Here is a 23,964-nt window from a genome sequence, read left to right on the forward strand (position 1 = left end):
AAACGAAATGTAACGGGACCGTGATCGATAGCCTAGCCGAGCGACGTTTCGATCAATTGAACCTCCGCTTCCTCGCAGATCTTACGCACCGACGGGATGTCGCAACGGTCGGTGATGAAGGTGTTGACTTGCGAGAGATGGCCGATGCGAACCGGCGCGGTGCGTTCGAACTTGGTCTGGTCGGAGACCAGGATGACATGCCTGGCATTGGCGATAATGGCTTGCGCCACTTTCACTTCGCGAAAGTCGAAATCGAGCAACGCGCCGTCATGGTCGATGGCCGAGGCGCCGATCACCGCATAGTCGACCTTGAACTGCCTGATGAAATCGACCGCGGCCTCGCCGACAACGCCGCCGTCGGAGCCACGCACGACGCCGCCGGCGATTACCACCTCGATCGAAGGATAGATGCGCATCCTGTTGGCAACATTGATATTATTGGTGATGACCATCAGCCCGGTATGGTCGAGCAGCGCCTTGCTGACCGACTCGGTCGTGGTGCCGATGTTGATGAACAGGGAGGCGTTGTCGGGTATCAGCCTGGCCGCCGCGCGGCCGATCGCCTCCTTCTCGTCGGCGGCAATCTTGCGGCGCGCCTCATACTCCATGTTCTCGATGCCGGACGGGAACAGGGCCCCGCCATGGATGCGCGTCAGCAGCCGCTGGTCGCAGAGATCGTTGAGGTCCTTGCGGATGGTCTGTGGCGTCACGTTGAAATGCGTGGCGAGGTCATCGACCAGCACACGGCCATGGTCCTTCGCCATCTGGATGATTTCGGCATGGCGCGGCGACAAATACACTGAGAACCTCCCGTTTTCGTTTTTCTTGTTTGTAGCTGAAAACGAAAGCAATGAAAAGGGAGACGCCGGCTAATGAAATATCGATGATTGCAAAGGCGAACCGGGCAGATACGGCTCAGACCCGCTCCGCCACCTTGCGGGTGACAGCCGCGACTTTACCTGGCGAGCGGATCATCAGGAAATTGCCGGACCAGTATCCCGGGATTCGCCAAGTGCCTTTGATCTCGGTTGCATCACCGTTGATGATGCCGCTGTAGTGAATCGGGTGCGCCTTCAATTGGGCCTTGTCGTATGTCTTGGTAAAGGAGACGGCGTTGCCCTCTCGCTGCCCCTGCAGGCTTGCGTATCTTGCCGTGCTGGTCGCCGCCGGTTCGTGGGTCATGCCCGTCAAGCTGGTTGCCGTCTCGATCAGCGTTGCAACGAAGGAAACCGGCGGCAGTTCGCGCGGATAGAAATAGCGCCCGCTCCAGACGCCCGTCAGATTCTGGCTAACCCCTTCAGCCCTTCCGGTCATATGCTTGCTCGCAGGTCCTTGCTGGCTTGCCCCGGCGGCGGCAACCACCCGGGCAATCCCTGTCAGTCCTTCGGGGATCTTGCACACTCGCAGATGACAGTGAAGGCGGTATCGACATCGGCCGCGGTTGTCTCGAACTGGCCTGCCTGGAAGCGGATGGCGACCCGCCCATCGACACGCGTCTGCGTCAGGTAGATACGGCCGTCATTGTTGATGGCGTCGACCAGACGCAGATTGTGCTCGTCGCAGTCAGCGCCGGATGCGGCGCGATGCCGGAACGAGAACAGCGACAGCATCGGCTGGCTGGCGAGCTCGAAATCCTCCTCCTCGGCCAGGCGCGCTGCTATGCCTTCGCTCCAGGCGACGTGATTGCGGATCATGGTGCGCAGCGCCTCGAGGCCATGGGCGCGCAGCAGGAACCACAGCTTCAGCGCCCGGAAGCGACGGCCGAGAGGCACCGACCATTCGGAGTAGTTGATGATGCCGTCATGGCCGCGAGTTTTCAGATAGTCCGGCTTGATCGCCAGCGTGCGCACGAGATCCTCCGGCTGGCGGACGAACTGGATCGAGCAGTCGAATTGCGCGCCCAGCCATTTGTGCGGGTTGAAGACGATCGAGTCCGCGCCCTCGACACCGGTCCAGAAATGCCGGTATTCCGGACAGATCATCGCCGATCCGGCCCAGGCGGCGTCGATATGCAGATAGAGCCCCTGGCGTTTGGCCACCGCGGCCACTTCAGCGATGTCGTCGGTGCCGCCGGTGCTGGTGCCGCCGACGCACGCGATGATGCCGGCCGGCAATAGGCCGGCCGCGCGGTCGGCAACAATCGCCGCTTCCAAAGCCGCGGTATCCATGGCGCGGTAGGTGCCGGCGACGGGAATGCGGACGAGGTTTTCCTCGCCAATGCCGGCGACCCAGATGGCGCGGTCGATCGAGGTGTGCACCTGGTCGGAGGAATAGACGCGCAGCCTGCCCTGCCCTGAAAGACCCTTCTTGTTGCCCTGCCAGTCGAGCGTGCGCTCGCGCATGGTCAACACGGCGGCCAGCGTCGCCGATGATGCGGAGTCCTGGATCACGCCGGAAAAGCCTTCGGGCAGGCCGAGCGCCTGGCGCATCCAGTCGACGATGCGCGTCTCAAGCTCTGTCGCCGCCGGCGAAGTCTGCCACAGCATGCACTGCGCGGCCATCGCAGAGACCAGATATTCGGCCACCACCGAGACGGGTGCTGCATTGGCCGGGAAATAAGCAAAGAAACGCGGATGCTGCCAATGCGTCATGCCGGGCACGATCTTGGCTTCGAAATCGGCGAAGATCGTCTCCATCGATTCCGCGGCCTCCGGCGGAGAAGCTTCGATGCTCCTGAAGATCTCGCCCGGCGCTATGGCAGGTCGCACGGGCCGATCGCGAAGGCCGGCGCGGTAATCAGCGCCCCAGTCGGCGGCGCGCCTCGACCAGTCGCGGAATTGCTCGTTGTCCATGGATCCTCCCGACGCGCCGATCAGCCAGCCGTTTGAATTTGATTAACATGTTAAATAGAGACAGGCAACCGCCACGAAGGTTCCCGCGCTACCCCGGAAAATCCGGCAGGCTGGCAAAGGCCGTCTTCAACGCGTTCGACCAGCCTTCGGAAATAGCACGATAATATCGATCGTCCTGGCCGATGCGCTTTTTCAAACCCACCGTGAACGTGTCCTCCTCCAGGAACAGCAGGTCGAGAGGCAGGCCGACGGACAGGTTCGATTTCAGCGTCGAATCGAACGATACCAGCAAGAGCTTGACCGTTTCAGCCAGGCTCATCGTCCTTTCATAGGCACGGATGATGATCGGCTTGCCGTATTTGGTCTCGCCGATCTGGAAGAACGGCGTGTCGTCGGTCGATTCGATGAAATTGCCCTCGGGATAGATCATGAACAGCCGTGGCGGGCTGCCCTTGATCTGGCCGCCGAGGATGAAGGAGGCGTTGAAATAGGAATCCGCCTTTTCGCCGGCAGGCGACGAGCTGGCGATGACTTCCTTGACGGTGTCGCCGACCAGCCGCACCGTCTGGTACATGGATGGGGTCTCGAGCAGCGTCGCGTGGCGTTCCGCCACCGCCTTGGTGCGCTCGTCGAGCAGGCTGACCACGGCCTGCGTCGTAGCCAGATTGCCGGCCGACATCAGTACGATGACGCGCTCGCCTGGCTCTTCCCAGACATGCATCTTCTTGAAAGTGGAGATCGAATCCATCCCTGCATTGGTGCGCGTGTCCGACATGAACACGAGCCCACGATCGATCTTGAGGCCGACGCAATAAGTCATGGAATCTCTTCAGGCAGCAATCTTGCCGGAGACTACTGCTCTACCGTGACGGTGACTGCAAGCTGTTCCTCCGCCTGTCCCAGTCGAATTCCCGACACCGGCGAGGCGTCGCGATAATCACGGCCGGTGGCTACCCTGACATAGCGTTCATCGGGGGAAATGCCGTTGGCGGCGTCGAAGGCGACCCAGCCGAGACCCTGAACATGGGCTTCGGCCCAGGCATGGCTTGCCGCCTGCTCGATGGCCGCATCCATCATCAGATAGCCACTGACATAGCGGGCCGGAAAACCCATGACGCGGGCTGCGGTGACAAAGATGTGGCTGTGATCCTGGCAAACGCCGGTCTTCAGCGCCAATGCCTCTTCCGCCGGGGTCGTCACGCTGGTGGTGCCCGGCGTGTAGGCGACGCGCTCGACGATCAGCGCCATCAGCCGATGCAGCCTTTCGATGTCGGTACCTTTGCCGACCGCCGCGGCAAGCTCGCTTATGCCCTCGCCGGGGATGGTCAAAGCTGTCTCCTGGCTGAACAGCCACAGCGGCGCAAAGCCGTGATGCGGACCCGAGACGCCCGCTGTGTCGCGCGTGACAACCTCGCCGGAGGCCTCGACGGTGATGAAGTCGCGCTCGCCCTCGACGCTCAACAGCCTGTTATCGTTGCCGAAATGGTCGTTAAAGCGGACTTCCTCGCGCGCGCCCTCGATCTTCAGCGCCCAGGACAGCACGGTCTGCGTCGGGCCACTGACCGGTAACAGGCGTAGCCGCTGCAACAGATAGTGCACCGGCGCGTCGTAGCGGTATTCGGTACGGTGGGTGATCTTGAGCCGCATGCCTATTTTCCGTTTGTAAGCATGATCTTATCCGAAAACCGGGTCCCACTTGTCGCTAGCCCGGCCCTCCGGTTCGCGATCATGCTCAATTGAACCGGTAATCTTGTGCGATGTCTTCGCCAAGCTTGGTGTTGTCTTGAATGAACCTGGCCAGGAATTCGTGCAGGCCGGCGTCGAATATGTCCTTGATCGACCCTGCCTGCAGCATCGCCTGTGTCCTGTCGACGGTGGCGTGGCAGGCATGACGGTCGCCATAGTCGTCGCCGAGGAACTTCAGATGCTCGGCAAGAAAACGATAACAGAAGGTCAGCGAACGCGGCATGCGCACATTGAGGATCAGATAGTCGGCAATGTTGGTGGGTTTGTAGTCGGCCTCATAGACCCAGCGATAGGAACGGTGCGCCGACACCGAGCGCAGGATCGACTCCCATTGGTAGTTGTCGAGGCTCGAGCCGACCCAGGAGATCGACGGCAGCAGCACGTAGTATTTCACGTCGAGGATGCGTGCCGTGTTGTCGGCCCGCTCGACATAGGTGCCGAGTTGTGAGAAGTCGAAGATCTCGTTGCGCAGCATCGTGCCGTAGAACGAGCCGCGGATCAGCGCCGTCTCGCGTTTGATGGCGTCGAGCACACTCGGCAGGTCGCGCTCGTCGATCGGCTTTGCCAGCATGCGCTTCAGGGCCATCCAGGCTTCGTTGATGCTCTCCCAGGTCTCGCGCGTCAGCGCGGTGCGCACCATGCGGGCATTGTTGCGAGCGGTCTCGATCGCCGACATCGTGCTCGACGGGTTCGAGGTGTCGCGCAGCAGGAAGTCGGCGACATTGGCGGCGGTGTAGTCCTTGTATTTCTGCGTGAAGGTGACGTCGGAGCCGGCGCTGAGCAGCACCGAATTCCACTCTTCCGACGCGCTCTGGGTGCGGGTCAGCGCCATGCGAAGGCCGGCATCGACCAGACGCGCCATGTTTTCCGCCCGCTCGATATAACGGTTCATCCAGTAGAGCCCGTTGGCGGTGCGGCCGAGAAGCATGGCAAGACCCTTCGGGCTAGTGAGTAGGGAATAGTGAGTAGGGATTAGTAAGCATTTGAATCTCTGTGGAATATGGCATTTCTTGTCCCTCTACTGCCTACTGCCTACTGCCTACTGCCTACTGCCTACTGCCTACTGCCTACTGCCTACCTAATCGTCCAACACCCACGTATCCTTCGTCCCGCCGCCTTGCGAGGAATTCACGACCAACGACCCCTCCTTCAGCGCCACCCGCGTCAAGCCGCCGGGCACGATCTGGATTCGGTCGGAGACCAGAACATAGGGTCGCAAGTCGACATGGCGCGGCGACAGGCCTTTTTCTGTCAGGATCGGGCAGGTCGACAGCGCCAGCGTCGGCTGGGCGATGTAGTTGGAAGGCTTCGCCTGCAGCTTCTTGGCGAAATCCTGGCATTCCTTCTTGGTCGCAGCCGGCCCCACCAGCATGCCGTAGCCGCCGGAGCCGTGCACTTCCTTGATGACCAGCTCATGGATGTGTTCGAGCACGTATTTCAGACTGTCGGGCTCCGAGCAGCGCCAGGTCGGGATGTTGCCGAGGATGGCTTTGCGGCCGGTGTAGAACTCGACGATGTCGGGCATGTAGGAATAAATCGCCTTGTCGTCGGCGATGCCGGTTCCCGGCGCGTTGGCGATGGTGATGTTGCCGGCGCGGTAGACGTCCATGATGCCGGGCACGCCAAGGGCCGAGTCCGGCCGGAAGGTCAGCGGATCGAGGAAGGAATCGTCGACGCGCCGGTAAAGCACGTCGATCTGCTTGTAGCCTTCGGTCGTGCGCATAGCGACGTGGCCGTCTACAACGCGCAGATCCTGGCCTTCGACCAGTTGCACGCCCATCTGGTCGGCGAGGAAGGCATGTTCGAAATAGGCGGAGTTGAAGCTGCCCGGCGTCAGCACGGCAATGGTCGGTGCGCCCTTGGTGCTTTGCGGCCGCACTGCCGCCAGCGACTGGCGCAGCAATTGCGGATAATTCTCCACCGGCCGCACCTTGATCTGCTGGAACAGTTCGGGAAAGAGCTGCATCATCGTCTCGCGGTTCTCCAGCATGTAGGAGACCCCCGACGGCGTGCGCGCATTGTCCTCCAGCACGTAGAACTCGTTCTCCGAGATGCGGACGATATCGACGCCGATAATGTGGGTGTAGACGCCGGCCGGTGGCCGCACTCCGATCATTTCCGGCAGGAACGCCTCGTTCCTGGCGATCAGCTCCCTCGGCACGCGGCCGGCGCGCAGGATTTCCTGGCGGTGGTAAATGTCGTCGAGGAAAGCGTTCAGCGCCTGCACGCGCTGCTCGATGCCTTGCGTCAGCCTTCGCCATTCATTGCCGGAGATGATGCGCGGCACGATGTCGAAGGGGATCAGCCGCTCGGAGGCTTCCTGCTCGCCATAGACGGCGAAGGTAATGCCGGTCTTGCGGAAGACGCGCTCGGCGTCCTGCATCTTTTCGGTAAGCCTGGCCGGGTCCTGCTCCTTCAGCCAGCGGTCGTAAGCCGTATACGGTTGTCTAAGCCCGGAAACTTCCGGAAGCATTTCATCGAACGCTGCCAATCGCATACTCCCCTGTGACGCCATTTCACTGGCGTCGCGGGAGAAAATCAAGCGCAATCGGTGATTTGGAGGATATCGGCGATCAGTATGTTCCGACTGCCCAAAATTCGGGCAGTCGGAACAGGACCTTAATCAGGCTCTGCCTTGTCGCCGGGCAAGTGCCTGATGCGCTCTAGCAGTTCACCGTTTCATGGAAACGGCGACCTGCCATGGCTTTTTGCTTTGACGCAATTCCGGACGGAAAACCGCTTCACATTTTTTTCCTGGAATTGCTTTAGAAAGCGCGGAAAGTGACGACCGTGAAGGTGTCCTTGATTCCGGGAATAATCTGCACCTTCTCGTTGACGAAGTGGCCGACATCTTCCTCGTCGTCGACGTAGAATTTGGCAAGCAGGTCGTAATTGCCGGCGGTCGAGTAGATTTCCGAGGCGATTTCGGCATCGGCGAGCGCGCTGGCGACCTCATAGGACTTGCCCAGATCGCACTTTATCTGCATGAAAAACGTCTTCATTGCCGGTCCCGATCAAGCTTCAGCACACAAGCGGCCCTTGTGGCAGACTGCCGCCCGGCTTTCAAGCATCAGGCCGAGCGCGCCTTGGCGACGGCTTGTCTCAGTTCGGACACCGGCATGCCGCGCCGATACAAGTTGCCGCCGATGACCAGGGCTGGCGTGCCGCGCAGCTTGAAAGCCGTCGCCTGGGCTTCGGTGCGGACAAGGGCAGCGTCGATGTCGGGTTCACGGATGGCGAGGTCGGCACGCACCATCGCCACATCGACACCGACGGAAGAAAGGATGTCGTTGGTGCGGCGTTCCGAAAGGCCGCGCTGGTTGGTCATCAGCGCATCGACCGCCGCGGCATATTGTTCGCCGCTCAGCAGCGTCACCCGCGCCGCGTCGCGCGACACGTCGCCGAAGATCGGCCAGTCCTTCATCACAAGCCGAATGCCGCTGTCCTCTTCCATCAGCTTCTTCAGCTCGACGAAAACGAGCTTGCAGATCGGGCACTGATAGTCGACGAATTCGGCGATGGTGACATCGCCATCGGGGTTGCCGAGCGCTGGAATGGCGGGGTCGAAGGCGACTTCCGTGACGGTCGGCCCAGTGCTTGCCCAGGCGGGCAAGGGAGCCAAAACTGCGAGGCTTGCCGCGCCCTTCAGCAAAAGGCGCCGGTCGATCGGCTGCTTGAACATGGTCGTCCCTGGTTGCGCGAACGGGTCCCCACCCGTCCCTACGATGCGCGCCCCGCGTTAAAGGAGGCTTAAGCATGATCTTGTGGCACTTGCGTGGCAAATATTGCGGTTGCTGAAACCGTGAGGCTCCGCCAAGCGTATGGTATGATGCGTCCTGGGACAGGTTTTGTTGAGGACAATGGAGACAGGCCATGCGCCGCATCGCATTCGCAGTCGTTTCATTGCTGTTCGCGTTGTTCGTGTCGGCAGCCCTTGCCGGCGACGCCGAAGTCAAGGCCGGCCAGGCCGTCATCGATGGTCAGTTGAAGGCGCTCATCGCCAATGATGGCGCCAAGGCGTACAGTTTCGCCGCTCCAAATGTGAAGCGGATCTTTCCGACCGTCGACACCTTCATGAACATGGTGACCAACGGCTATCCGCCGGTGCGCCAGCCGCAGAGCTATTCCTTCGGCAAGGTCGAGCAGATGGGGCCAACTTCGATAATCCAGCAAGTGCTGATCGTCGGACCCGACGGCAAGGACTATGAGGCGGTCTACACGCTGGAACAGCAGCCCGACGGCAGCTTTCAGATCACCAGCTGCAGCTTGCGCGCAGCGAATTCGCTCAGTACCTGAGGCCCGGCTACAGCACCGGAATATCACCCCTCGCCCATGCCTCGGAAATCTCAGCCGTGCGCGCCTCAAAGGCCCGGGCCTCGATCGCGGCGCGAATGTCCTGCATCAGCTTCTGATAGTAGGACAGGTTGTTCCAGGTCAGAAGCATCGCCCCCAGCGCCTCCTGCGAGCGCACGAGATGGTGCAGATAGGCGCGTGAATAGTCGCGTGCGGCCGGGCAGTCGCTCTCCTCATCCAGCGGCCGCGGATCGTCCGCGTGGCGGGCATTCCTGAGATTGACCTTGCCGCGCCTGGTATAGGCCAGGCCATGGCGGCCGGCGCGGGTCGGCATGACGCAGTCGAACATGTCGATGCCGCGCGCCACCGATTTCACGATGTCGTCCGGCGTGCCGACGCCCATGAGATATCGAGGCTTGTCGTCAGGCAATTCCGGACAGGTGATCTCCAGCATATCCAGCATCACCGCTTGCGGTTCGCCGACGGCCAGGCCGCCGACCGCATAGCCCTTCAGCTCCATCGCGCTCAGCGCCTGCGCCGAACGCACCCTGAGAGCTGCGTTGTCGCCACCCTGGACGATGCCGAACATCGCCTTGCCGGGCTGATCGCCGAACGCTGTCTTGCAGCGCTCGGCCCAGCGCAGCGACAGCTCCATCGCGCGCTCGATCTGCTTGAGGTCGGCCGGCAGCGCTGTGCATTCGTCGAGCTGCATCTGGATGTCGGAATCGAGCAGGCCCTGGATCTCGATCGAGCGCTCCGGCGACATCTCGTAGGCAGCGCCGTCAATGTGCGAGCGAAAGGTGACGCCCTTCTCGGTCAATTTTCTGAGCTTCGACAGCGACATGACCTGAAAACCGCCACTGTCGGTCAGGATCGGCTGCGGCCAGCGGGCGAATTCATGCAACCCACCAAGCCGCGCCACGCGCTCGGCGCCAGGGCGCAGCATCAGATGATAGGTATTGCCCAGGATGATGTCGGCGCCGACGCCGCGCACCTGGTCCATATACATGGCCTTGACCGTGCCGCCGGTGCCGACCGGCATGAAGGCCGGCGTGCGGATTTCGCCGCGCGGCATGGTGATGGAACCGCGCCGCGCCTTGCCGTCGGTGGCGAGGATCTTGAAGGTGAATGTCTCAGCCATTGAATTCCTTGTCATGGACAGGCGCGCCTGGCGCCTGCCTGTCGAGCGACTGGCGGTATTGGATGCAGCCGCGCATGAATTTCGGCCATGGCGGCACGGCAATCGATGGATCGGTCTTTTCCGGCAGCAGGTCCCACAGGTTGGGATGATGCCAGCATAAATCATGGCCGGTAGAATCTCGATGCTGGCGAATGCCGGCACGCAATTTCTTCACTTCGGCGATCAGGCTTTCGCGATCAAAGGCCTGCAGGTCATCGTCCATCGCTCATCTCCGCTCGATAAAGCAGGCTTGCATCTCCGTAGGAATAGAACCTGTAATCGTTCCCGATGGCATGAGCATAGGCCGCACGCATCGTATCTAGGCCGCTGAAGGCCGAAACCAGCATGAACAGCGTCGAACGCGGCAGATGGAAATTGGTCATCAGCAGGTCGGCGGTCTTGAACCGATAGCCCGGCGTGATGAAGATGTCGGTCGGGCCGGACCAGGCGGTCAGCGAGCTATCAGGCCGTGCCGCGCTCTCCAGCAGGCGCAGCGAGGTCGTGCCGACAGCGATGATGCGCCCGCCCCGCGCCTTGGCGCCATTCAGAGCGTCGGCTGTTGCTTCGCTGACCGAGCCGGTCTCGGCATGCATCTTGTGGTCAGCGGTGTCGTCCGCCTTGACCGGCAGGAAGGTGCCGGCGCCGACATGCAAGGTCACGAAGCGGCGTTCGATGCCTTTTGCATCCAGCGCGGCAAACAGCTCCGGCGTAAAATGCAGGCCTGCGGTGGGGGCAGCGACTGCGCCCTCCTCCTTGGCATAGATTGTCTGGTAATCCGTCAGGTCGCGTGCGTCGTCGTCGCGCTTGGAGGCGATATAGGGGGGCAGCGGGATGTGGCCGACGGCGCGCAGCGCTTCGTCGAGAAATGGGCCGGAGAGGTCGAAGCCGAGCAACGCCTCGCCGGCGTCGCCCTTCTCGATCACCGTGGCGTCGAGTTGGCCGAGAAAACAGGAATTGCCGTCATGGCCGAAATGGATGCGGTCGCCGGCGGCGACGCGCTTGCCCGGCCGCATGAAGGCCAGCCAGCGGTCAGGCGCCATGCGCATATGCAGCGTGGCGTGGACCTGCGCCTGCGCTTCGCCGCGCCGCCTGATGCCTCTCAACTGGGCAGGAATGACCTTGGTGTCGTTGAAGACCAGCACGTCGCCGGCATTGAGCAAGGACGGCAGGTCGCCAACCGTGCGGTCCGAAAGCGCCTCGCCCGACCTGACCACCAGCATTCTAGCACTGTCGCGCGGCTCGGCCGGGCGAAGCGCGATACGCTCCTCCGGCAAGTCGAAGTCGAAGAGGTCGACGCGCATCAGTAGAGCCGAACGAGCAGCGCTCCGGCCAAGAGCAGCACCGCGCCGGCGATGCGGCCGAGCGAAATCTCGCGCACCGCCACGCCGAGGAAGCCGACGCGGTCGATCAGCATGCCGGCCAGCAACTGGCCGGCAACCAGGAACGCCATCAGCGCGGCTGCACCAATGCGCGGCGTAAGAATGGTCGAGAGCGTGACATAGAAACCGCCGAGCATGCCGCCGGCGATGAACAGCCAGGGCGCCGGCGCCTTCCAGTCGAGCGAGATGTCCTGCAGCCGCACAACGGCGACGGAGATGATGCCGAGCACAACCGCACCCGACAGGAACGAAAACGCCGCCGCCGCGACCGGGAGCCCCAGGCCGCGCGCCAGCTGCGAGTTGATCGGTGCCTGAATGGCGATGAAGGCGCCGGACAGGATGCCGAGCAGCGACCAGACCACGCCCATCATCGTCGTTTGTCCTTACTTGACGTCGGCCGCGACCTTCAGCGACACGATCTTGTCGGGATCGACCACCGGCTCGCCGCGCTTGATCTTGTCGACATTGTCCATGCCTTCGATGACCTGGCCCCAGACCGTGTACTGGCGGTTGAGGAAAGCGGCATCGTCGAAGCAGATGAAGAACTGCGAATTGGCCGAGTTCGGGTTCTGCGAACGGGCCATCGAGCAGGTGCCGCGACCATGGTTGGCGTTGGAGAACTCAGCCTTCAGGTCCGGCTTTTCCGAGCCGCCCATGCCCGCGCGGGAGGGGGCAAAAGTGGGCTTGGTCGAATTGCCGAACTTGACGTCACCGGTCTGCGCCATGAAGCCTTCGATGACGCGGTGGAAAACCACGCCGTCATAGGCGCCTTCGCGGGCCAGTTCCTTGATCCGGGCGACGTGGCCCGGGGCCAGGTCGGGGAACAGTTCAATGACGACCTTGCCCTTGGTCGTTTCCAGGATGAGCGCGTTTTCGCGGTCCTTGATCTCAGCCATGTCGGATATCCTTTATCTCAGAAAACAGAATGATTTGATAGGTTTACTTGTCGGCGGCGATGCGTACCTTGATCATGCGGTCGGGCTCACTGACCGTGCCATTGTCCGCCTCGTTGCCCTTCTTGATCTTGTCCACCAGCTCTATGCCGCTGACGACATTGCCGACGATGGTGTACTGGCCATCGAGGTTCGGCGCCGGCGCGAACATGATGAAGAACTGCGAATTGGCGGAGTTCGGGTCCTGCGAACGGGCCATACCGAGCGTGCCGCGCTTAAAATGTTCGCTCTGCGAGAATTCCGCCGGCAGGTCGGGCAGGTCTGAACCGCCGGTGCCGACGGCCTCGGGGCTGAACCCCTTCTTCATGTTGCCGAACTTGACGTCGCCGGTCTGCGCCATAAAGCCGTTGATGACGCGGTGGAATGCGACATCGTTATAAGCGCCTTCGCGCACCAGCTTCTTGATCTGGGCGACATGCTTGGGTGCCAGGTCGGGGCGTAGCGCGACGGTGACGTCGCCGTTCTTCAAGGTGATGACCATGGTGTTTTCCGGTTCGGCGGCGAAGGCCGAAACGGATGCGGTCACGAGACCGGCAAGCACGACGAGGAACGAGGCGAGCTTTTTCAGCTGCATAAGGGATCTCCGAAGGTCTTTGTTAGGGTGCATGTCGTTGCCCCAAAACCGGCATCCACTTTTGGGCGACATGCACTATTTCGCGAATTTGGCGGTGAGCGCGCCGGCAACGGCGGCCGGTACGAAGGGACGGATGTCTCCGCCCATCGAGGCTATCTGGCGCACAAGTGTGGCGGTAATGGTGCGTACCGATGGACTGGCGGGCAGAAAAACCGTCTGCAGTTCCGGCGCCATGGTCTCGTTCATGCCGGCCATCTGCATCTCGTAATCGAGATCGGTGCCGTCGCGCAGGCCGCGGATCATGATCGAGGCGCCATGCTTGCGGGCCGCGTCGATGACCAGCCCGTCAAAGGCGACGACCTTGATCCGGGCTCCGTCGCGGCCGAATTCGGCGTTCGTCGCGGCCTCGATCAGCTTCACCCGTTCGTCGAAGGAAAACAGCGGCGTCTTGCCGGGATGGGTGCCGATCGCCGCATATACCGTGTCGGCGACAGCCAGCGATGCCTTCAGCACATCGAGATGGCCGTTGGTCAGCGGGTCGAAGGAGCCGGCATAAAGGGCGATGCGATCGGTCATGGGAGGTGCTTCTAGCGGGGCATTGGGCGGAAGGCAAATGCGATTGGGAACATCTGCGTGAACCTTTTCGCAGACATGAACGACAGATGAATGCCTTGATCACGCGGACTTCACGCCGCGTTCGCTAGTTTGCACTTCGGAAGATGAAACCAAAACCCGATCTAACCGTTGGATAGGCGCAGGAGAACACGCACATGCTGATCTACATGCTCGCCACCGCAATGACCGTCGCCATGCTGATCGCCACCGCATTCGGATTGCATAGCGAGGCAGAGCGCGTCCGTGTCCGCACAAAGCGGTTCGAAGGTTTCGGCGCTCGCTGGCCCCACCGTCGCCCCTGATTTATTGCTAGTTTCTTGTTTGCGCCGGCCCATCGGGCCGGCGTTGTTGCTCAAACCTATTCGGTGCCGTCCGGTACGGCATCTCCGGCGCCGGCCTCAATGACACCCTCTTCGACATCCTCGTCGGCCTGCGGCTCCGAAATCCGTTCGACCGAAACCACCTTCTCGCCTTCGGCGGTGTTGAAGATGGTCACGCCCTTGGTGGCGCGGCTGGCGAAACGGATACCGTTGACCGGCACCCGGATGACCGTGCCGCCATCCGAAACCAGCATGATCTGGTCGTCATTGCCGACCGGGAAAGTCGCCACCAGCTGGCCGATCTCGGCCACCTTCGACACGTCGGTGGCGCGGATGCCTTTGCCGCCGCGTCCGGTCAGGCGGAAATCGTAGGATGACGAGCGCTTGCCGTAGCCATATTCGGTCACCGTCAGCACATACTGCTCATGCGCCTTGAGCTCTTCGTAACGGCTGTCGGAAAGCTCGGTCTCCTCGCCAATCTCCTCATTGGTGAGTGCAATCTCTTCTTCCTCGCCGGTCACCTCGGCGGCAAGCCGCCGCTCCAGTGCTGCCCGCTTGAGGTAGGCGGAGCGTTCCGCCGGTGAAGCATCGACATGCTCGATCACCGACATGGAGATGATGCGGTCGGTCTCGGCCATGCTTATGCCGCGCACGCCGACCGAATTGCGGCTCTGGAAGACGCGCACATCGCCAACGCGGAAGCGGATGCACTGGCCGGAGCTGGCGGTCAAAAGCACATCGTCATTGTCTGTGCAGGTCTCGACGCCGAGGATCTCGTCGCCCTCCTCCTCCAGCTTCATGGCGATCTTGCCGTTGCGGTTGACCTGGACGAATTCGGACAGCTTGTTGCGGCGCACGGTGCCGCGCGTGGTGGCGAACATGACGTCGAGTTCGCCCCAGCTGGTCTCGTCCTCGGGCAGCGGCATGATGGTGGTGATGCGCTCGCCCTGCTCCAGCGGCAGCATGTTGATCAGCGCCTTGCCGCGCGACTGCGGATTGCCGATTGGCAGCCGCCAGACCTTTTCCTTGTAGACGATGCCGCGCGAGGAGAAGAACAGCACCGGCGTATGCGTGTTGGCCACAAACAGCCGGGTGACGAAATCCTCTTCCTTGGTCGACATACCGGAGCGGCCCTTGCCGCCGCGGCGTTGCGCCCGGTAGAGCGACAGCGGCACGCGCTTGATGTAGCCGGAATGGCTGACGGTGACGACCATGTCCTCGCGCTGGATCAGGTCCTCGTCTTCCATGTCGGCGCCGCCGTCGGTGAGCTCGGTGCGGCGCGGCGTGCCGAACTCGTCGCGCACGGCGGCAAGCTCGTCCTTGACGATCTGTTGGATGCGGGCGCGGGACGACAGAATGTCGAGGTAATCCTTGATCTCGTCGCCGATGGTGTTCAGCTCGTCGGCGATTTCGTCACGGCCGAGCGCGGTCAGGCGCTGCAGGCGCAGTTCGAGGATTGCGCGCGCCTGTTCCTCGGAGAGGTTGTAGGTGCCATCCTCATTGATGCGATGGCGCGGATCGTCGATAAGCAGAATCAATGACTCCACGTCCCCGGAGGGCCAGCGTCGCTCCATCAACTGCTCGCGCGCCGTCTGCGGATCGGGCGCGGTGCGGATCAGCTTGATCACTTCGTCGATGTTGGCGACGGCGATGGCGAGGCCGACCAGCACGTGGGCGCGGTCGCGCGCCTTGCGCAGCAGGAATTTCGTGCGCCGGCTAATCACCTCTTCGCGGAAGCTGACAAACGCCTTCAGCATGTCGGTCAGGTTCATCACTTCCGGCTTGCCGCCGTTCAGCGCCACCATATTGGCGCCGAAGGAGGTCTGCAGCGGCGTGAAGCGGTAAAGCTGGTTGAGAATGACGTCGGCGACAGCGTCGCGCTTCAGCTCGATGACGACGCGGTAGCCCTGGCGGTCGCTTTCGTCGCGAATGTCGGAAATGCCTTCGATGCGCTTGTCGCGCACCAGCTCGGCCATTTTCTCGATCATCGAGGCCTTGTTCACCTGGTACGGGACTTCCGTGATGATGATCGATTCACGGTCGTTTCCGCGCTGTTCGACATTGACCTTGCCGCGCATGACGATGGAGCCACGGCCAGTCGCATAGGCGCTGTAGATGCCGGAACGGCCGAGCACGATGCCGCCGGTCGGGAAATCGGGACCCGGAATGATCTCCATCAGCGCCGGCAAATCGATCGCCGGATTGTCGATGATGGCGATGGCGCCGTTGCAGATCTCGGCCAGATTGTGCGGCGGGATGTTGGTGGCCATGCCGACGGCGATGCCGCCGGAACCGTTGACCAGAAGATTGGGGAAGCGGGCCGGCAGCACCTTCGGTTCGGTGTCGGATGCGTCATAAGTCTCCTGGAAATCGACGGTTTCCTTGTCGATGTCCTCCAAGAGTTCATGCGCGACCTTGGTCAGCCGCGATTCGGTGTAGCGCATCGCCGCCGGCGGATCGCCGTCGATGGAGCCGAAATTACCCTGCCCGTCGATCAGCGGAACGCGCAGCGACCAGTCCTGCGCCATGCGCACCAAGGCGTCGTAGATCGAGGCGTCGCCATGCGGATGGTATTTACCCATCACGTCGGCGACCGGGCGGGCCGACTTCACATATTTGCGGTTCCAGTGATAGCCGCTCTCATGCGCCGCATAGAGAATGCGGCGGTGCACCGGCTTCAGGCCGTCGCGCACATCGGGCAGCGCACGGCTGACGATGACGCTCATGGCGTAAGAGAGGTACGAGCTCTGCATCTCCTCGATGATGGAGATGGGCTCGATGCCGGTGGGGCCGCCGTCGGCGCCGCGCGGGGGTTTTTGGTCGGTCAAATCGGATCACAATCTAATCAGGAATCACTGACCGCTTATATAGGAAGCACGGCCGAAACTCCAATATTCGTGGTGCTTTTCCAATGAGGATTTCAGTGGCAAATTCAAATGGATACCTCTGATTGCGACGATTTGGCCATACGCATTCGCCGCCGGCAGGGGCAAAAGCCTGCGAAGGACAGTTTTCCAAGCCAAGAGCTTATCTGGAGGCAGACAGACGCGTCAGCGGGTAGCCACCCGCCGGGCGCGATAGTGGCCAGGCGTCTCACCCATGACGCGCCGGAAACGGCGGTTGAACGTCGACAAATCGTTGAAACCGGCCTCGAAGGCGATTGCCGAGATGGCATCGCCTGACATGCGTAGCCGCACCGCCGCGCGGTGCAGCCGGGTTCTCAGCAGAAACTGATAGGGCGTCATGCCGGCGACCTGCCGGAAAGTGCGCAGGAAATGATACGGGCTGGTCGCCGTCGCGCAGGCAAGCTCGGAAAGCGAGACCGGCCTGTCGGCATTGAGCTCGATCTGCCGCACCGCCTCGGCAACCCGTTTCTGGTCGCGGCGGCTCGGCGGTCGAACGCCAGGCACCGCATCGCTGGCGACGGGCAGTGCTGCGCCGGCAACTGCTAGTGCTGCGCCGGCAATTCGCAGGCCAAGCTCTTCAAAGGCGTCGATGTCGACCATCTCGCGCGCCGCTTCCGCCTCTGCCAGCAGCGATGCCAGCGCCGGCAAAGGCGGCATATGCGGCACGCCGAAGGCGAGCTTGCTCGCGCCGGGCACGTCGCTGGCGATGCGGTCGAGATAGGCCGGAGCGAAGTGGAAGGACAGGCAACGGTCGCCGGCGCCATGCTCATGCCCGCATTCATAGCAGGCGCCGACATTGCCGAGCAGGATCGCGCCCGGCGCCAGCATGGCGGCGCCTTGCCTGGTGCGGTAGCGGAAGGTGCCGCTGGTGACAGCGGCAACGCAGAAGGTGTCGTGCGCCTCCTCGAACGGGCGGTCGCCGGCGCCGGCCGTGCACAGCACGTCACAGACATACCAACCCTGCCCCGATGCCAGGTTTTGTTCGCTCGTCGTCATGGCTTGAAAGATAGCAATTTTTCCCAAGCGCGACAGCCGGTCGGGGCCTATCGCTTGCAGCCTCCTGACATAACGAAGGCAGCAAGTATGATCGGTACATCCTCCTTTGCCGAAGCGCTCCACAGCGACGGCCCCAATCCCGGCCTGGCTGAAAAGCTGGATCTCTACGGCCGCTTCGTCGGCGCCTGGACATTCGATGCCACGCGCCATCTCGAGGACGGCACGGTTCTCACCGGACGCGGCGAGGTGCATTTCGGCTGGGTCCTGGAAGGCAGGGCGATCCAGGATGTATGGATCCTGCCCGCGCGGGATGCCGGCCCCTCGCCCTCGCTCGGCAAATGGACTTTCTATGGCACAACGCTGCGGGCCTATGATCCCGGCTCGGATGCCTGGCACATCTTCTGGAGCGACCCGCGAAACCAATACTACAGCCGCCAGCTTGGTCGCGCCGAAGGCGACACAATTGTGCAGGTCGGCGCCGACGGCACTGGTTCCTCGGTCCGCTGGAGCTTTTCGCGCATCACCAAGGACAGCTTCCGCTGGCTCGGCGAGCGTTCGCACGACGATGGCAAGACATGGCGTCTCGAAGTCGAGTTCCTGGCGCGCCGCGTCGCCCAGGAACTGATGACGCAACATATTGCAAAAAAGGTGAAAAAACATGCTTGACCATGTCTCGATCGACGTCCGCGACACCAATTTTTCGAAGCCCTTCTACGATGCCGCGCTAAAGCCGCTCGGTTATTCCTGCCTCAGCCAGTCGCCAGGGTCACTGGGTTATGGTGCGCAAACCGTGGCGCTGTGGGTGAACGACGCGGAGCGGCCAGTGTCATCGGACGAGAAGTCCGGTCTGCATTTCTGCTTTACCGCGCCGACTAGGCAGAGTGTCGTTGCCTTCCATGCCGCCGCCTTGCGTGCAGGCGGCAGCGACAATGGCGCGCCGGGCCTGCGCGCCGAATATGGCGAGAACTATTACGCTGCCTTCGTCGTCGATGCCGACGGCTATCGCCTGGAGGCCTATTGCAACGCTGCCGCCTAACACTGACGCCGTCTCCGGTATCGCCATGTCAGACGGTTCCCACCGGTCGGGCTTTGCTCTACCACTATGGTGGCGCAGGGGTCCGGCCCGGCGGGAGGGGTCAGCGATGCCGAGTTTCGACAGCCTGTTCAACGCCTTCGTCACCATTCTGGTGACCATCGACCCGCCAGGTCTCGCGCCGCTCTTCCTCGCGGTGACACGCGGCATGAACCGCGAGGAACGTCAGCAGGTTTCGGTGCGCGCCTCGATCATCGGCTTCCTGGTGATGGCGCTGTTTGCGGTGGCGGGGGCGTCCATCCTGTCGGTGTTCGGCATCACGCTGCCGGCTTTCCGCGTCGCCGGCGGGTTTTTGCTGTTCTTCATCGCTTTCGAAATGGTGTTCGAGCGCCGCCAAGATCGCAAGGAGAAGATCGGCGACGTCGCCATCACCAAGGACATGATCCACAACATCGCGGCCTTCCCGCTGGCGATCCCGCTGATCGCCGGCCCCGGTGCGATTTCGGCGACTGTGCTACTGTCGGGCTCTTTTCAGGGTTTTGCAGCACAAGCGGCGCTGGTCGGCATCATCTTCGTCTGCCTTGCCATCACCTATCTGGTGTTCGTGCTGTCGGAGCGCATCGACCGCATCCTCGGCCAGACCGGCCGCTCGATCCTCACCCGCCTGCTCGGCGTCATTCTGGCCGCGCTTGCGGTTCAGTTCGTCGCGGATGGCATCAAGGCGCTTATGGCGGGGTGAACGGCAGCCCCTGCTCCCTGCTCCCTGCTCCCTGCTCCCTGCTCCCTGCTCCCTGCTCCCTGCTCCACCGCCGTATCGACGACCTCGAAATCGTGGGTGATGACAGCCGTCTTGGCCAGCATGGCCGAGGCCGAGCAGTATTTCTCGATCGACAGGTTGATGGCGCGCTGGACCTTGTCGAGCGACAGCGCGTGGCCCGTGACGATGAAATGCATGTGGATGCGGGTGAAGACTTTCGGGTCGGTTTCGGCTCGGTCGGCGTCGAGTTCGACAACACAGTCCTCGATCGCCTCGCGGCCTTTTTCGAGGATGTGGACGACATCATAGGCCGAGCAGCCGCCGGTGTCGATCAGCACCAGTTCCATCGGGCTCGGACCCGGCGTCTTGCCTTCCGGCCCGGAGGCGGTTCCCAGCACAACCTTGTGGCCGCTGCCGGACTCGCCGACGAAGGTGCGCTCCTCGACCCATTTGATCCGTGCTTTCACGGCAATCTTCCTTCAGAAAGCGTCACTGGCCGAAGACGACCGTGTGCATGATCCGCCCCGGCAGCAGCGTGAACACGCCGGCGCCGATCAGGGCGAAAACATACAGCGATATCATGACCCTGCGATGTGTGGCGACCCGATGCATATGCGCGTGCCAGACCGCAAGCGGCACGGCGATCAACACTAAAATCGACAAGAGATGGATCGGGCTGAACGGACCGACGAGGCGTATCTGCTGGATCCAGAAACTGGAGATGGCGACGACCATCATCAGCGCCGCCCAGGCATAGCCGACGACACGATGACGCGTCGTGCCTTTCGGCAGCGCCAGTTGCGTAGCTCCAACGGCCAGCGCGGCAAGGGCCGCGAAGGCGTGCCATGGAATGGGAGGGCGCGCCGATAGAAGCGGTCCGAGCGACATCGCACCCTCTCCTCAGATATCGCTGACTATCGTCAGCTCAGAACGGGATTTCGTCGTCCAGTTCGCGCGACGAGCCGCCGCCACCGCCGCCCTTGGAACCGCCGCCACCGCTATTGCCGCCGCGGTTGAAGCTCTCATTGGGGCCAGACTGGCCGAAATCCGAGCCACGGCTCGCGCCGCCGCCGCCGGCATAGTTGCCGACCTGACCGCCGCCCTCGCCGCGAGAATCGAGCATCTGCAGCTCGCCGCGGAATTTCTGCAGCACGACTTCGGTCGTGTACTTGTCGGCGCCGGTCTGGTCTTGCCATTTGCGTGTCTGCAGCTGGCCTTCGACGTAAACCTTCATGCCCTTCTTCAGGTACTGCTCGGCGACCTTGGCGATCTGGTCATTGAAAATGACCACGTTGTGCCATTCGGTCTTTTCCTTGCGCTCGCCGGAGTTCTTGTCGCGCCAGCTTTCCGACGTGGCGATGCGGATGTTGACGACCGGATCACCGGAATTCAGGCGGCGGATTTCAGGGTCCGCGCCGAGGTTACCGACCAGAATGACCTTGTTGACGCTACCCGCCATGACACTTCTCCGTGCTCATCCGAAACAAATTTCAAGTCGTTCACCTTACAGGCCGCGCACAATCCTGGCTTGCCGCGGCTGGCTTTTCCCACAAGGTTTTTGTTCCCTTTTCGTTCCTATACTGTTAACCACGGATTGTCAAGGAATGGCAGCAATCGCCGACGCGGGCGCGTGGATTTAGCTGACACGCAGGGGCGAGAAGCGGTGTCGTCAGCGCCGTTTTTTAGCTGGCCGCAACGGACCGAAAAAGCCGCTCCACTCCATGCCCATGCCATGGGCGCGCTGTGCGATCACGGTTGGCGCCGACATCAGCCCGACTGCAGGTTCAGATTTCAGAGCCGGGTCATTCAGCAATTTCCCGATCGCGCGCCCGTGCCACCACACCTGAGCGACGAGCGCCGCTACCACCGCGATCAGGCCCCAGGTCCCCAATCCTTCGCCGAAGATGTAAATCCCGTATGGCGGCGATAGCGCCGTACCCAGCTTGGCCAACAAGATCACGGCCACGAAACCGATGACGGTGATCGCTCCTATACCGAGTACGAGGCGGCGATAGAGCCTCAGAGCCTCGTTGAGGTTCTCGGCGGACGAAAGATCGACGTTGGAATTCATAAATACTACTCCTGCCTCGCGATGATCGGCCCATCTTGTTCCCCACGGCTTAGAGGCCCGGCAGGATCCAATCAATACGCAGCATTCAAAACACCCCTTGCCAAATCGATAAGTATCGACTTATGCTTTGCCATGATCGAAGCAGAGATTTTTCGCGCCCTGGCCGACCCGACGCGACGCGCCGTCTACGAGCGGCTGACTTCCGGCGAGATGAGCGTGTCGGAGTTGCGCACCGGCATGAGCGTGTCGCAGCCGGCGGTGTCGCAGCACCTTGCCGTGCTGCGCGGCGCAGGCCTGGTCAGCGAAAGACGCGCCGGCCGCAACGCCTACTATCGCGCCGATCCGCAAGGGCTCGAGCCGCTGCTCGGCTGGATCGAACGCTACCGCGCATTCTGGCCGGAGCGCATCGAAAGACTGAAGGTCGTTTTGAAGGACATGGACCAATGACCGACGAAAAGCAGACGCAGACCGCCAAAGATGCCCTCGCCTTCGAATGCGATCTGCCGGACGCACCGGAAAAAGTGTGGCGGGCACTGACCGTGCCGGACCTCTTGGCGGAATGGATGATGCCGAACGACATCAATCCGGAAACCGGCAGCCGCTTTGCCTTTGCCGGGCCTGAGAAGCCGATCGAGTGCGAAGTGCTCGATGCCGAACCGGGGCGCCTGCTGCGCTATTCCTGGCGCGAGCGTTCCGGCGACGCCGACCGCGAGGAGCTGGGGAGCATCGTCACCTTCACACTCGCCCGCACCGTTTCCGGCGGCACGCATCTGCGCATCGTCCATGACGGGTTTGTCCTGACGCCTGCGGTCGCGATGGCCGGCGCCGGCTGCCGGCTCTGGCTGCGCGCATACAAGCCCAAGCGGCCTGTCGCCGCCAACGCGCCACGCCTGTTGCTGCGCGCCGCCTAAACCGGAAAAATCAAAACGGAGACAATGAGATGAGCGGCTTTGCCAATCTGGTGCCGATGGTGATCGAGCAATCGAGCCGCGGCGAACGCGCCTTCGACATTTTCTCGCGGCTGCTGCGCGAGCGCATCATCTTCGTCAATGGCGAGATCAATGACGGCATGTCGGCGCTGGTCTGCGCCCAGCTCCTGTCGCTGGAATCGGACAATCCCGACAAGGAGATCTCGCTCTACATCAACTCGCCGGGCGGCGTGGTGACCAGCGGTTTCGCCATCTACGACACGATGCAATATGTCAGCTGCCCGGTGTCGACCGTGTGCATGGGCTTTGCCGCGTCGATGGCCTCCTTCCTGCTGATGGCGGGAACGCCGGGGCGGCGCATCGCGCTGCCCAATGCCAGCATCGTGCTGCATCAGCCTTTGGGCGGCTTCCAGGGCCAGGCCTCCGACATCCAGCGTCACGCCGAAGGCATTTTGCGCACCAAGCGGCACATGGCCGACCTCTACGCTCACCATTGCGGCCGCACCCACGAAGAGGTCGAACGCACGCTCGACCGCGATTTCTTCATGACCGCGAAGGAGGCCAAGGACTGGGGCCTCGTCGACCACGTCTTCGACACCCGCAAGCAGGCAGCGGCCTGATCGGCGGATTGAATGCAGGCCGGTGTTCCCTCAATTTCAACGCCGCTGGTCTGGCCTCGCCTTGAGCGCGGCACTATAGTCTTGCCATGCGCTACCACCTGAACAGACTGACCATAGCCATTGCCATCACGGCGGCGACATCGAGCATGGCCTTTGCCGGGGGCAGCACCAGCACGTCGCGGAAAGGCGCCCTGCCCGGCGTGACCGGCGACTACCGCATCGCCAAGCCCGCGCCGCAGCCGGAGCCGGACGACGCGCTGTCTGCCGGCGAGAACGGCACGTTCAAGATCGGCGACACCGATGTCAGGATTTCCGGCAGCATCACTGTCGATGTCGGCACGGGTGGGATCAAGCCGCCGCGCCGGTAGCCCCTTTTCCCAGCTACTATACGGGAGAGAAAGCCTGCGCCGACGACTTCCTCGCAAAAGAACAGCCCCGCCGTTGCGTCCGCTAACGGTCGGGGCTTTTTTTGGATTCCAAATCCAAACTGCCGGTAGTGTTATACCGACTTTGATTTCGGATGCTTCGCGGCATTCAACCGACGATCCGACTAGCCGTCTCTGATTTTTGTGGGATTCGGCAGGTCACGGTTTGTCTGGTGGTTTGTTGGACTGACGCGATGCGTTCGTTTGGACGCATACACTCCAATGCCTTGAAACTACCTGGCACTTATGCCCGCCGCGGCTCCACTAGCAGGTGGAGCCTCAAGGGACTATCCGGTGGCGTCATGCTCCGCTCCTATGTCCGTTGCGACTGGTGTCAATCCGAAGCACAAATCGCAAAAACCAGCGGCGTCTCGC

Annotated in this window: 30 protein-coding genes and 1 pseudogene; 9 read left to right on the top strand and 22 right to left on the bottom strand. The window is 62.1% G+C overall.

The window, feature by feature from the left end; all coding sequences use genetic code 11:
* Positions 1–32: 32 nt before the first annotated feature.
* The 9 genes from NKH38_RS10805 to NKH38_RS10845 all read right to left on the bottom strand — a co-directional run bounded on the left by NKH38_RS10805 (position 33) and on the right by NKH38_RS10845 (position 8,220).
* Positions 33–800, bottom strand: coding sequence for a DeoR/GlpR family DNA-binding transcription regulator (locus NKH38_RS10805; RefSeq protein ID WP_023670971.1), 768 nt, complete (start codon positions 798–800; stop codon positions 33–35).
* Between the two features lie 115 nt (positions 801–915).
* On the bottom strand, positions 916–1,362 hold the full coding sequence (locus tag NKH38_RS10810; protein ID WP_352759944.1) for a hypothetical protein: 447 nt from the start codon (positions 1,360–1,362) through the stop codon (positions 916–918).
* 14 nt (positions 1,363–1,376) lie between these two features.
* Positions 1,377–2,792 carry a pyridoxal phosphate-dependent decarboxylase family protein gene (locus NKH38_RS10815; RefSeq protein ID WP_023688617.1) on the bottom strand — a complete coding sequence of 472 codons (1,416 nt, stop codon included), beginning with the start codon at positions 2,790–2,792 and terminating at the stop codon, positions 1,377–1,379.
* A gap of 88 nt (positions 2,793–2,880) precedes the next feature.
* Positions 2,881–3,612 carry a proteasome-type protease gene (locus NKH38_RS10820; protein WP_023684646.1) on the bottom strand — a complete coding sequence of 244 codons (732 nt, stop codon included), beginning with the start codon at positions 3,610–3,612 and terminating at the stop codon, positions 2,881–2,883.
* Positions 3,613–3,644: 32 nt separating this feature from the next.
* Positions 3,645–4,439 (bottom strand): transglutaminase family protein, encoded by a 795-nt coding sequence (locus tag NKH38_RS10825; protein WP_023670966.1) that lies wholly within the window; start codon positions 4,437–4,439, stop codon positions 3,645–3,647.
* An 85-nt stretch (positions 4,440–4,524) separates the two neighbouring features.
* Positions 4,525–5,466 carry an alpha-E domain-containing protein gene (locus NKH38_RS10830; protein ID WP_352759947.1) on the bottom strand — a complete coding sequence of 314 codons (942 nt, stop codon included), beginning with the start codon at positions 5,464–5,466 and terminating at the stop codon, positions 4,525–4,527.
* Positions 5,467–5,616: 150 nt separating this feature from the next.
* Positions 5,617–7,029 carry a circularly permuted type 2 ATP-grasp protein gene (locus tag NKH38_RS10835; protein WP_023670964.1) on the bottom strand — a complete coding sequence of 471 codons (1,413 nt, stop codon included), beginning with the start codon at positions 7,027–7,029 and terminating at the stop codon, positions 5,617–5,619.
* Positions 7,030–7,303: 274 nt separating this feature from the next.
* The gene (locus NKH38_RS10840) at positions 7,304–7,540 is read right to left on the bottom strand and encodes an Lrp/AsnC family transcriptional regulator (RefSeq protein WP_023670963.1); all 237 of its coding nucleotides are present in this window, start codon (positions 7,538–7,540) and stop codon (positions 7,304–7,306) included.
* A 68-nt stretch (positions 7,541–7,608) separates the two neighbouring features.
* Positions 7,609–8,220, bottom strand: coding sequence for a DsbA family protein (locus tag NKH38_RS10845; RefSeq protein ID WP_023730150.1), 612 nt, complete (start codon positions 8,218–8,220; stop codon positions 7,609–7,611).
* A 191-nt stretch (positions 8,221–8,411) separates the two neighbouring features.
* Between NKH38_RS10845 and NKH38_RS10850 the strand changes: the two genes are divergently transcribed.
* Positions 8,412–8,834 carry a DUF4864 domain-containing protein gene (locus NKH38_RS10850; protein WP_352759952.1) on the top strand — a complete coding sequence of 141 codons (423 nt, stop codon included), beginning with the start codon at positions 8,412–8,414 and terminating at the stop codon, positions 8,832–8,834.
* 7 nt (positions 8,835–8,841) lie between these two features.
* Here NKH38_RS10850 and tgt read toward each other — a convergent pair whose 3' ends face one another.
* The 7 genes from tgt to coaD form a co-directional block, all read right to left on the bottom strand.
* Entirely contained in the window at positions 8,842–9,972 is a 1,131-nt protein-coding gene (gene tgt / locus NKH38_RS10855) for a tRNA guanosine(34) transglycosylase Tgt (RefSeq protein ID WP_023726678.1), read from the bottom strand.
* Positions 9,965–10,234, bottom strand: coding sequence for a hypothetical protein (locus NKH38_RS10860; RefSeq protein WP_023684641.1), 270 nt, complete (start codon positions 10,232–10,234; stop codon positions 9,965–9,967). The genes tgt and NKH38_RS10860 overlap by 8 nt, the downstream gene beginning before the upstream one ends.
* Complete coding sequence (queA, locus tag NKH38_RS10865) at positions 10,224–11,312, bottom strand: tRNA preQ1(34) S-adenosylmethionine ribosyltransferase-isomerase QueA (RefSeq protein ID WP_352759957.1); 1,089 nt, start codon at positions 11,310–11,312, stop codon at positions 10,224–10,226. Before queA ends, NKH38_RS10860 begins: the two co-directional genes overlap by 11 nt.
* The gene (locus tag NKH38_RS10870; protein ID WP_023730155.1) at positions 11,312–11,761 is read right to left on the bottom strand and encodes a DMT family transporter; all 450 of its coding nucleotides are present in this window, start codon (positions 11,759–11,761) and stop codon (positions 11,312–11,314) included. The genes queA and NKH38_RS10870 overlap by 1 nt, the downstream gene beginning before the upstream one ends.
* A gap of 12 nt (positions 11,762–11,773) precedes the next feature.
* Positions 11,774–12,286: a peptidylprolyl isomerase gene (locus tag NKH38_RS10875; RefSeq protein WP_023730156.1), complete on the bottom strand. Its 513-nt coding sequence runs from the start codon at positions 12,284–12,286 to the stop codon at positions 11,774–11,776.
* A gap of 43 nt (positions 12,287–12,329) precedes the next feature.
* Positions 12,330–12,824, bottom strand: a complete 495-nt coding sequence (locus NKH38_RS10880) for a peptidylprolyl isomerase (RefSeq protein WP_245259922.1) — start codon at positions 12,822–12,824, stop codon at positions 12,330–12,332.
* A gap of 168 nt (positions 12,825–12,992) precedes the next feature.
* Positions 12,993–13,493 carry a pantetheine-phosphate adenylyltransferase gene (gene coaD, locus NKH38_RS10885; protein ID WP_023696507.1) on the bottom strand — a complete coding sequence of 167 codons (501 nt, stop codon included), beginning with the start codon at positions 13,491–13,493 and terminating at the stop codon, positions 12,993–12,995.
* Between the two features lie 194 nt (positions 13,494–13,687).
* On the opposite strand from coaD, the gene NKH38_RS10890 reads away from it, so the two are divergent.
* Positions 13,688–13,834, top strand: coding sequence for a hypothetical protein (locus NKH38_RS10890; protein WP_023670953.1), 147 nt, complete (start codon positions 13,688–13,690; stop codon positions 13,832–13,834).
* A gap of 56 nt (positions 13,835–13,890) precedes the next feature.
* Here NKH38_RS10890 and gyrA read toward each other — a convergent pair whose 3' ends face one another.
* A complete protein-coding gene (gyrA, locus tag NKH38_RS10895) occupies positions 13,891–16,680 on the bottom strand; it encodes a DNA gyrase subunit A (protein ID WP_352759963.1) in 2,790 nt (929 codons plus the stop codon).
* A gap of 222 nt (positions 16,681–16,902) precedes the next feature.
* On the bottom strand, positions 16,903–17,754 hold the full coding sequence (locus tag NKH38_RS10900; RefSeq protein ID WP_023750732.1) for a helix-turn-helix transcriptional regulator: 852 nt from the start codon (positions 17,752–17,754) through the stop codon (positions 16,903–16,905).
* Between the two features lie 87 nt (positions 17,755–17,841).
* Here NKH38_RS10900 and NKH38_RS10905 point away from each other — a divergent pair, with 87 nt between their 5' ends.
* The 3 genes from NKH38_RS10905 to NKH38_RS10915 all read left to right on the top strand — a co-directional run bounded on the left by NKH38_RS10905 (position 17,842) and on the right by NKH38_RS10915 (position 19,526).
* The gene (locus NKH38_RS10905) at positions 17,842–18,420 is read left to right on the top strand and encodes a hypothetical protein (RefSeq protein WP_023730159.1); all 579 of its coding nucleotides are present in this window, start codon (positions 17,842–17,844) and stop codon (positions 18,418–18,420) included.
* Positions 18,413–18,790 (top strand): VOC family protein, encoded by a 378-nt coding sequence (locus NKH38_RS10910; protein WP_023730160.1) that lies wholly within the window; start codon positions 18,413–18,415, stop codon positions 18,788–18,790. The genes NKH38_RS10905 and NKH38_RS10910 overlap by 8 nt, the downstream gene beginning before the upstream one ends.
* Before the next feature lie 106 nt (positions 18,791–18,896).
* A complete protein-coding gene (locus tag NKH38_RS10915) occupies positions 18,897–19,526 on the top strand; it encodes a MarC family protein (protein ID WP_023670949.1) in 630 nt (209 codons plus the stop codon).
* Positions 19,527–19,588: 62 nt separating this feature from the next.
* On the opposite strand, the pseudogene NKH38_RS10920 reads toward NKH38_RS10915, so the two are convergent.
* From NKH38_RS10920 to NKH38_RS10935, 4 genes and pseudogenes are all read right to left on the bottom strand, one after another.
* Positions 19,589–20,011, bottom strand: a pseudogene (locus NKH38_RS10920) (OsmC family protein); the annotation flags it as partial.
* Positions 20,012–20,033: 22 nt separating this feature from the next.
* Positions 20,034–20,432, bottom strand: a complete 399-nt coding sequence (locus NKH38_RS10925) for a DUF2306 domain-containing protein (RefSeq protein WP_352759969.1) — start codon at positions 20,430–20,432, stop codon at positions 20,034–20,036.
* A 37-nt stretch (positions 20,433–20,469) separates the two neighbouring features.
* Complete coding sequence (gene ssb, locus NKH38_RS10930) at positions 20,470–21,003, bottom strand: single-stranded DNA-binding protein (RefSeq protein WP_023670946.1); 534 nt, start codon at positions 21,001–21,003, stop codon at positions 20,470–20,472.
* 210 nt (positions 21,004–21,213) lie between these two features.
* Positions 21,214–21,615, bottom strand: a complete 402-nt coding sequence (locus NKH38_RS10935) for an ABC transporter ATP-binding protein (protein ID WP_352759973.1) — start codon at positions 21,613–21,615, stop codon at positions 21,214–21,216.
* 132 nt (positions 21,616–21,747) lie between these two features.
* On the opposite strand from NKH38_RS10935, the gene NKH38_RS10940 reads away from it, so the two are divergent.
* From NKH38_RS10940 to NKH38_RS10955, 4 genes are all read left to right on the top strand, one after another.
* The gene (locus NKH38_RS10940) at positions 21,748–22,062 is read left to right on the top strand and encodes an ArsR/SmtB family transcription factor (RefSeq protein ID WP_023706188.1); all 315 of its coding nucleotides are present in this window, start codon (positions 21,748–21,750) and stop codon (positions 22,060–22,062) included.
* Positions 22,059–22,526: an SRPBCC family protein gene (locus tag NKH38_RS10945; protein ID WP_023819863.1), complete on the top strand. Its 468-nt coding sequence runs from the start codon at positions 22,059–22,061 to the stop codon at positions 22,524–22,526. Before NKH38_RS10940 ends, NKH38_RS10945 begins: the two co-directional genes overlap by 4 nt.
* 29 nt (positions 22,527–22,555) lie before the next feature.
* Positions 22,556–23,164 (top strand): ATP-dependent Clp protease proteolytic subunit, encoded by a 609-nt coding sequence (locus NKH38_RS10950; protein ID WP_023684630.1) that lies wholly within the window; start codon positions 22,556–22,558, stop codon positions 23,162–23,164.
* A 146-nt stretch (positions 23,165–23,310) separates the two neighbouring features.
* Entirely contained in the window at positions 23,311–23,532 is a 222-nt protein-coding gene (locus tag NKH38_RS10955) for a hypothetical protein (protein ID WP_155923853.1), read from the top strand.
* Positions 23,533–23,964: the final 432 nt, after the last annotated feature.

Origin of the sequence: Mesorhizobium sp. M1078 (assembly GCF_040318615.1) — a bacterium.
Classification (GTDB): domain Bacteria; phylum Pseudomonadota; class Alphaproteobacteria; order Rhizobiales; family Rhizobiaceae; genus Mesorhizobium.

Coding starts and splice junctions, on each gene's coding strand:
- NKH38_RS10815 (WP_023688617.1), bottom strand. CDS start 2,792: ATGGACAACGAGCAATTCCGCGACTGGTCGAGGCGCGCCGCCGACTGG.
- NKH38_RS10820 (WP_023684646.1), bottom strand. CDS start 3,612: ATGACTTATTGCGTCGGCCTCAAGATCGATCGTGGGCTCGTGTTCATG.
- NKH38_RS10825 (WP_023670966.1), bottom strand. CDS start 4,439: ATGCGGCTCAAGATCACCCACCGTACCGAATACCGCTACGACGCGCCG.
- NKH38_RS10830 (WP_352759947.1), bottom strand. CDS start 5,466: ATGCTTCTCGGCCGCACCGCCAACGGGCTCTACTGGATGAACCGTTAT.
- NKH38_RS10840 (WP_023670963.1), bottom strand. CDS start 7,540: ATGAAGACGTTTTTCATGCAGATAAAGTGCGATCTGGGCAAGTCCTAT.
- NKH38_RS10845 (WP_023730150.1), bottom strand. CDS start 8,220: ATGTTCAAGCAGCCGATCGACCGGCGCCTTTTGCTGAAGGGCGCGGCA.
- NKH38_RS10850 (WP_352759952.1), top strand. CDS start 8,412: ATGCGCCGCATCGCATTCGCAGTCGTTTCATTGCTGTTCGCGTTGTTC.
- tgt (WP_023726678.1), bottom strand. CDS start 9,972: ATGGCTGAGACATTCACCTTCAAGATCCTCGCCACCGACGGCAAGGCG.
- NKH38_RS10860 (WP_023684641.1), bottom strand. CDS start 10,234: ATGGACGATGACCTGCAGGCCTTTGATCGCGAAAGCCTGATCGCCGAA.
- queA (WP_352759957.1), bottom strand. CDS start 11,312: ATGCGCGTCGACCTCTTCGACTTCGACTTGCCGGAGGAGCGTATCGCG.
- NKH38_RS10870 (WP_023730155.1), bottom strand. CDS start 11,761: ATGATGGGCGTGGTCTGGTCGCTGCTCGGCATCCTGTCCGGCGCCTTC.
- NKH38_RS10875 (WP_023730156.1), bottom strand. CDS start 12,286: ATGGCTGAGATCAAGGACCGCGAAAACGCGCTCATCCTGGAAACGACC.
- NKH38_RS10880 (WP_245259922.1), bottom strand. CDS start 12,824: ATGGTCATCACCTTGAAGAACGGCGACGTCACCGTCGCGCTACGCCCC.
- coaD (WP_023696507.1), bottom strand. CDS start 13,493: ATGACCGATCGCATCGCCCTTTATGCCGGCTCCTTCGACCCGCTGACC.
- NKH38_RS10890 (WP_023670953.1), top strand. CDS start 13,688: ATGCTGATCTACATGCTCGCCACCGCAATGACCGTCGCCATGCTGATC.
- NKH38_RS10900 (WP_023750732.1), bottom strand. CDS start 17,754: ATGACGACGAGCGAACAAAACCTGGCATCGGGGCAGGGTTGGTATGTC.
- NKH38_RS10905 (WP_023730159.1), top strand. CDS start 17,842: ATGATCGGTACATCCTCCTTTGCCGAAGCGCTCCACAGCGACGGCCCC.
- NKH38_RS10910 (WP_023730160.1), top strand. CDS start 18,413: ATGCTTGACCATGTCTCGATCGACGTCCGCGACACCAATTTTTCGAAG.
- NKH38_RS10915 (WP_023670949.1), top strand. CDS start 18,897: ATGCCGAGTTTCGACAGCCTGTTCAACGCCTTCGTCACCATTCTGGTG.
- NKH38_RS10925 (WP_352759969.1), bottom strand. CDS start 20,432: ATGTCGCTCGGACCGCTTCTATCGGCGCGCCCTCCCATTCCATGGCAC.
- ssb (WP_023670946.1), bottom strand. CDS start 21,003: ATGGCGGGTAGCGTCAACAAGGTCATTCTGGTCGGTAACCTCGGCGCG.
- NKH38_RS10935 (WP_352759973.1), bottom strand. CDS start 21,615: ATGAATTCCAACGTCGATCTTTCGTCCGCCGAGAACCTCAACGAGGCT.
- NKH38_RS10940 (WP_023706188.1), top strand. CDS start 21,748: ATGATCGAAGCAGAGATTTTTCGCGCCCTGGCCGACCCGACGCGACGC.
- NKH38_RS10945 (WP_023819863.1), top strand. CDS start 22,059: ATGACCGACGAAAAGCAGACGCAGACCGCCAAAGATGCCCTCGCCTTC.
- NKH38_RS10950 (WP_023684630.1), top strand. CDS start 22,556: ATGAGCGGCTTTGCCAATCTGGTGCCGATGGTGATCGAGCAATCGAGC.
- NKH38_RS10955 (WP_155923853.1), top strand. CDS start 23,311: ATGGCCTTTGCCGGGGGCAGCACCAGCACGTCGCGGAAAGGCGCCCTG.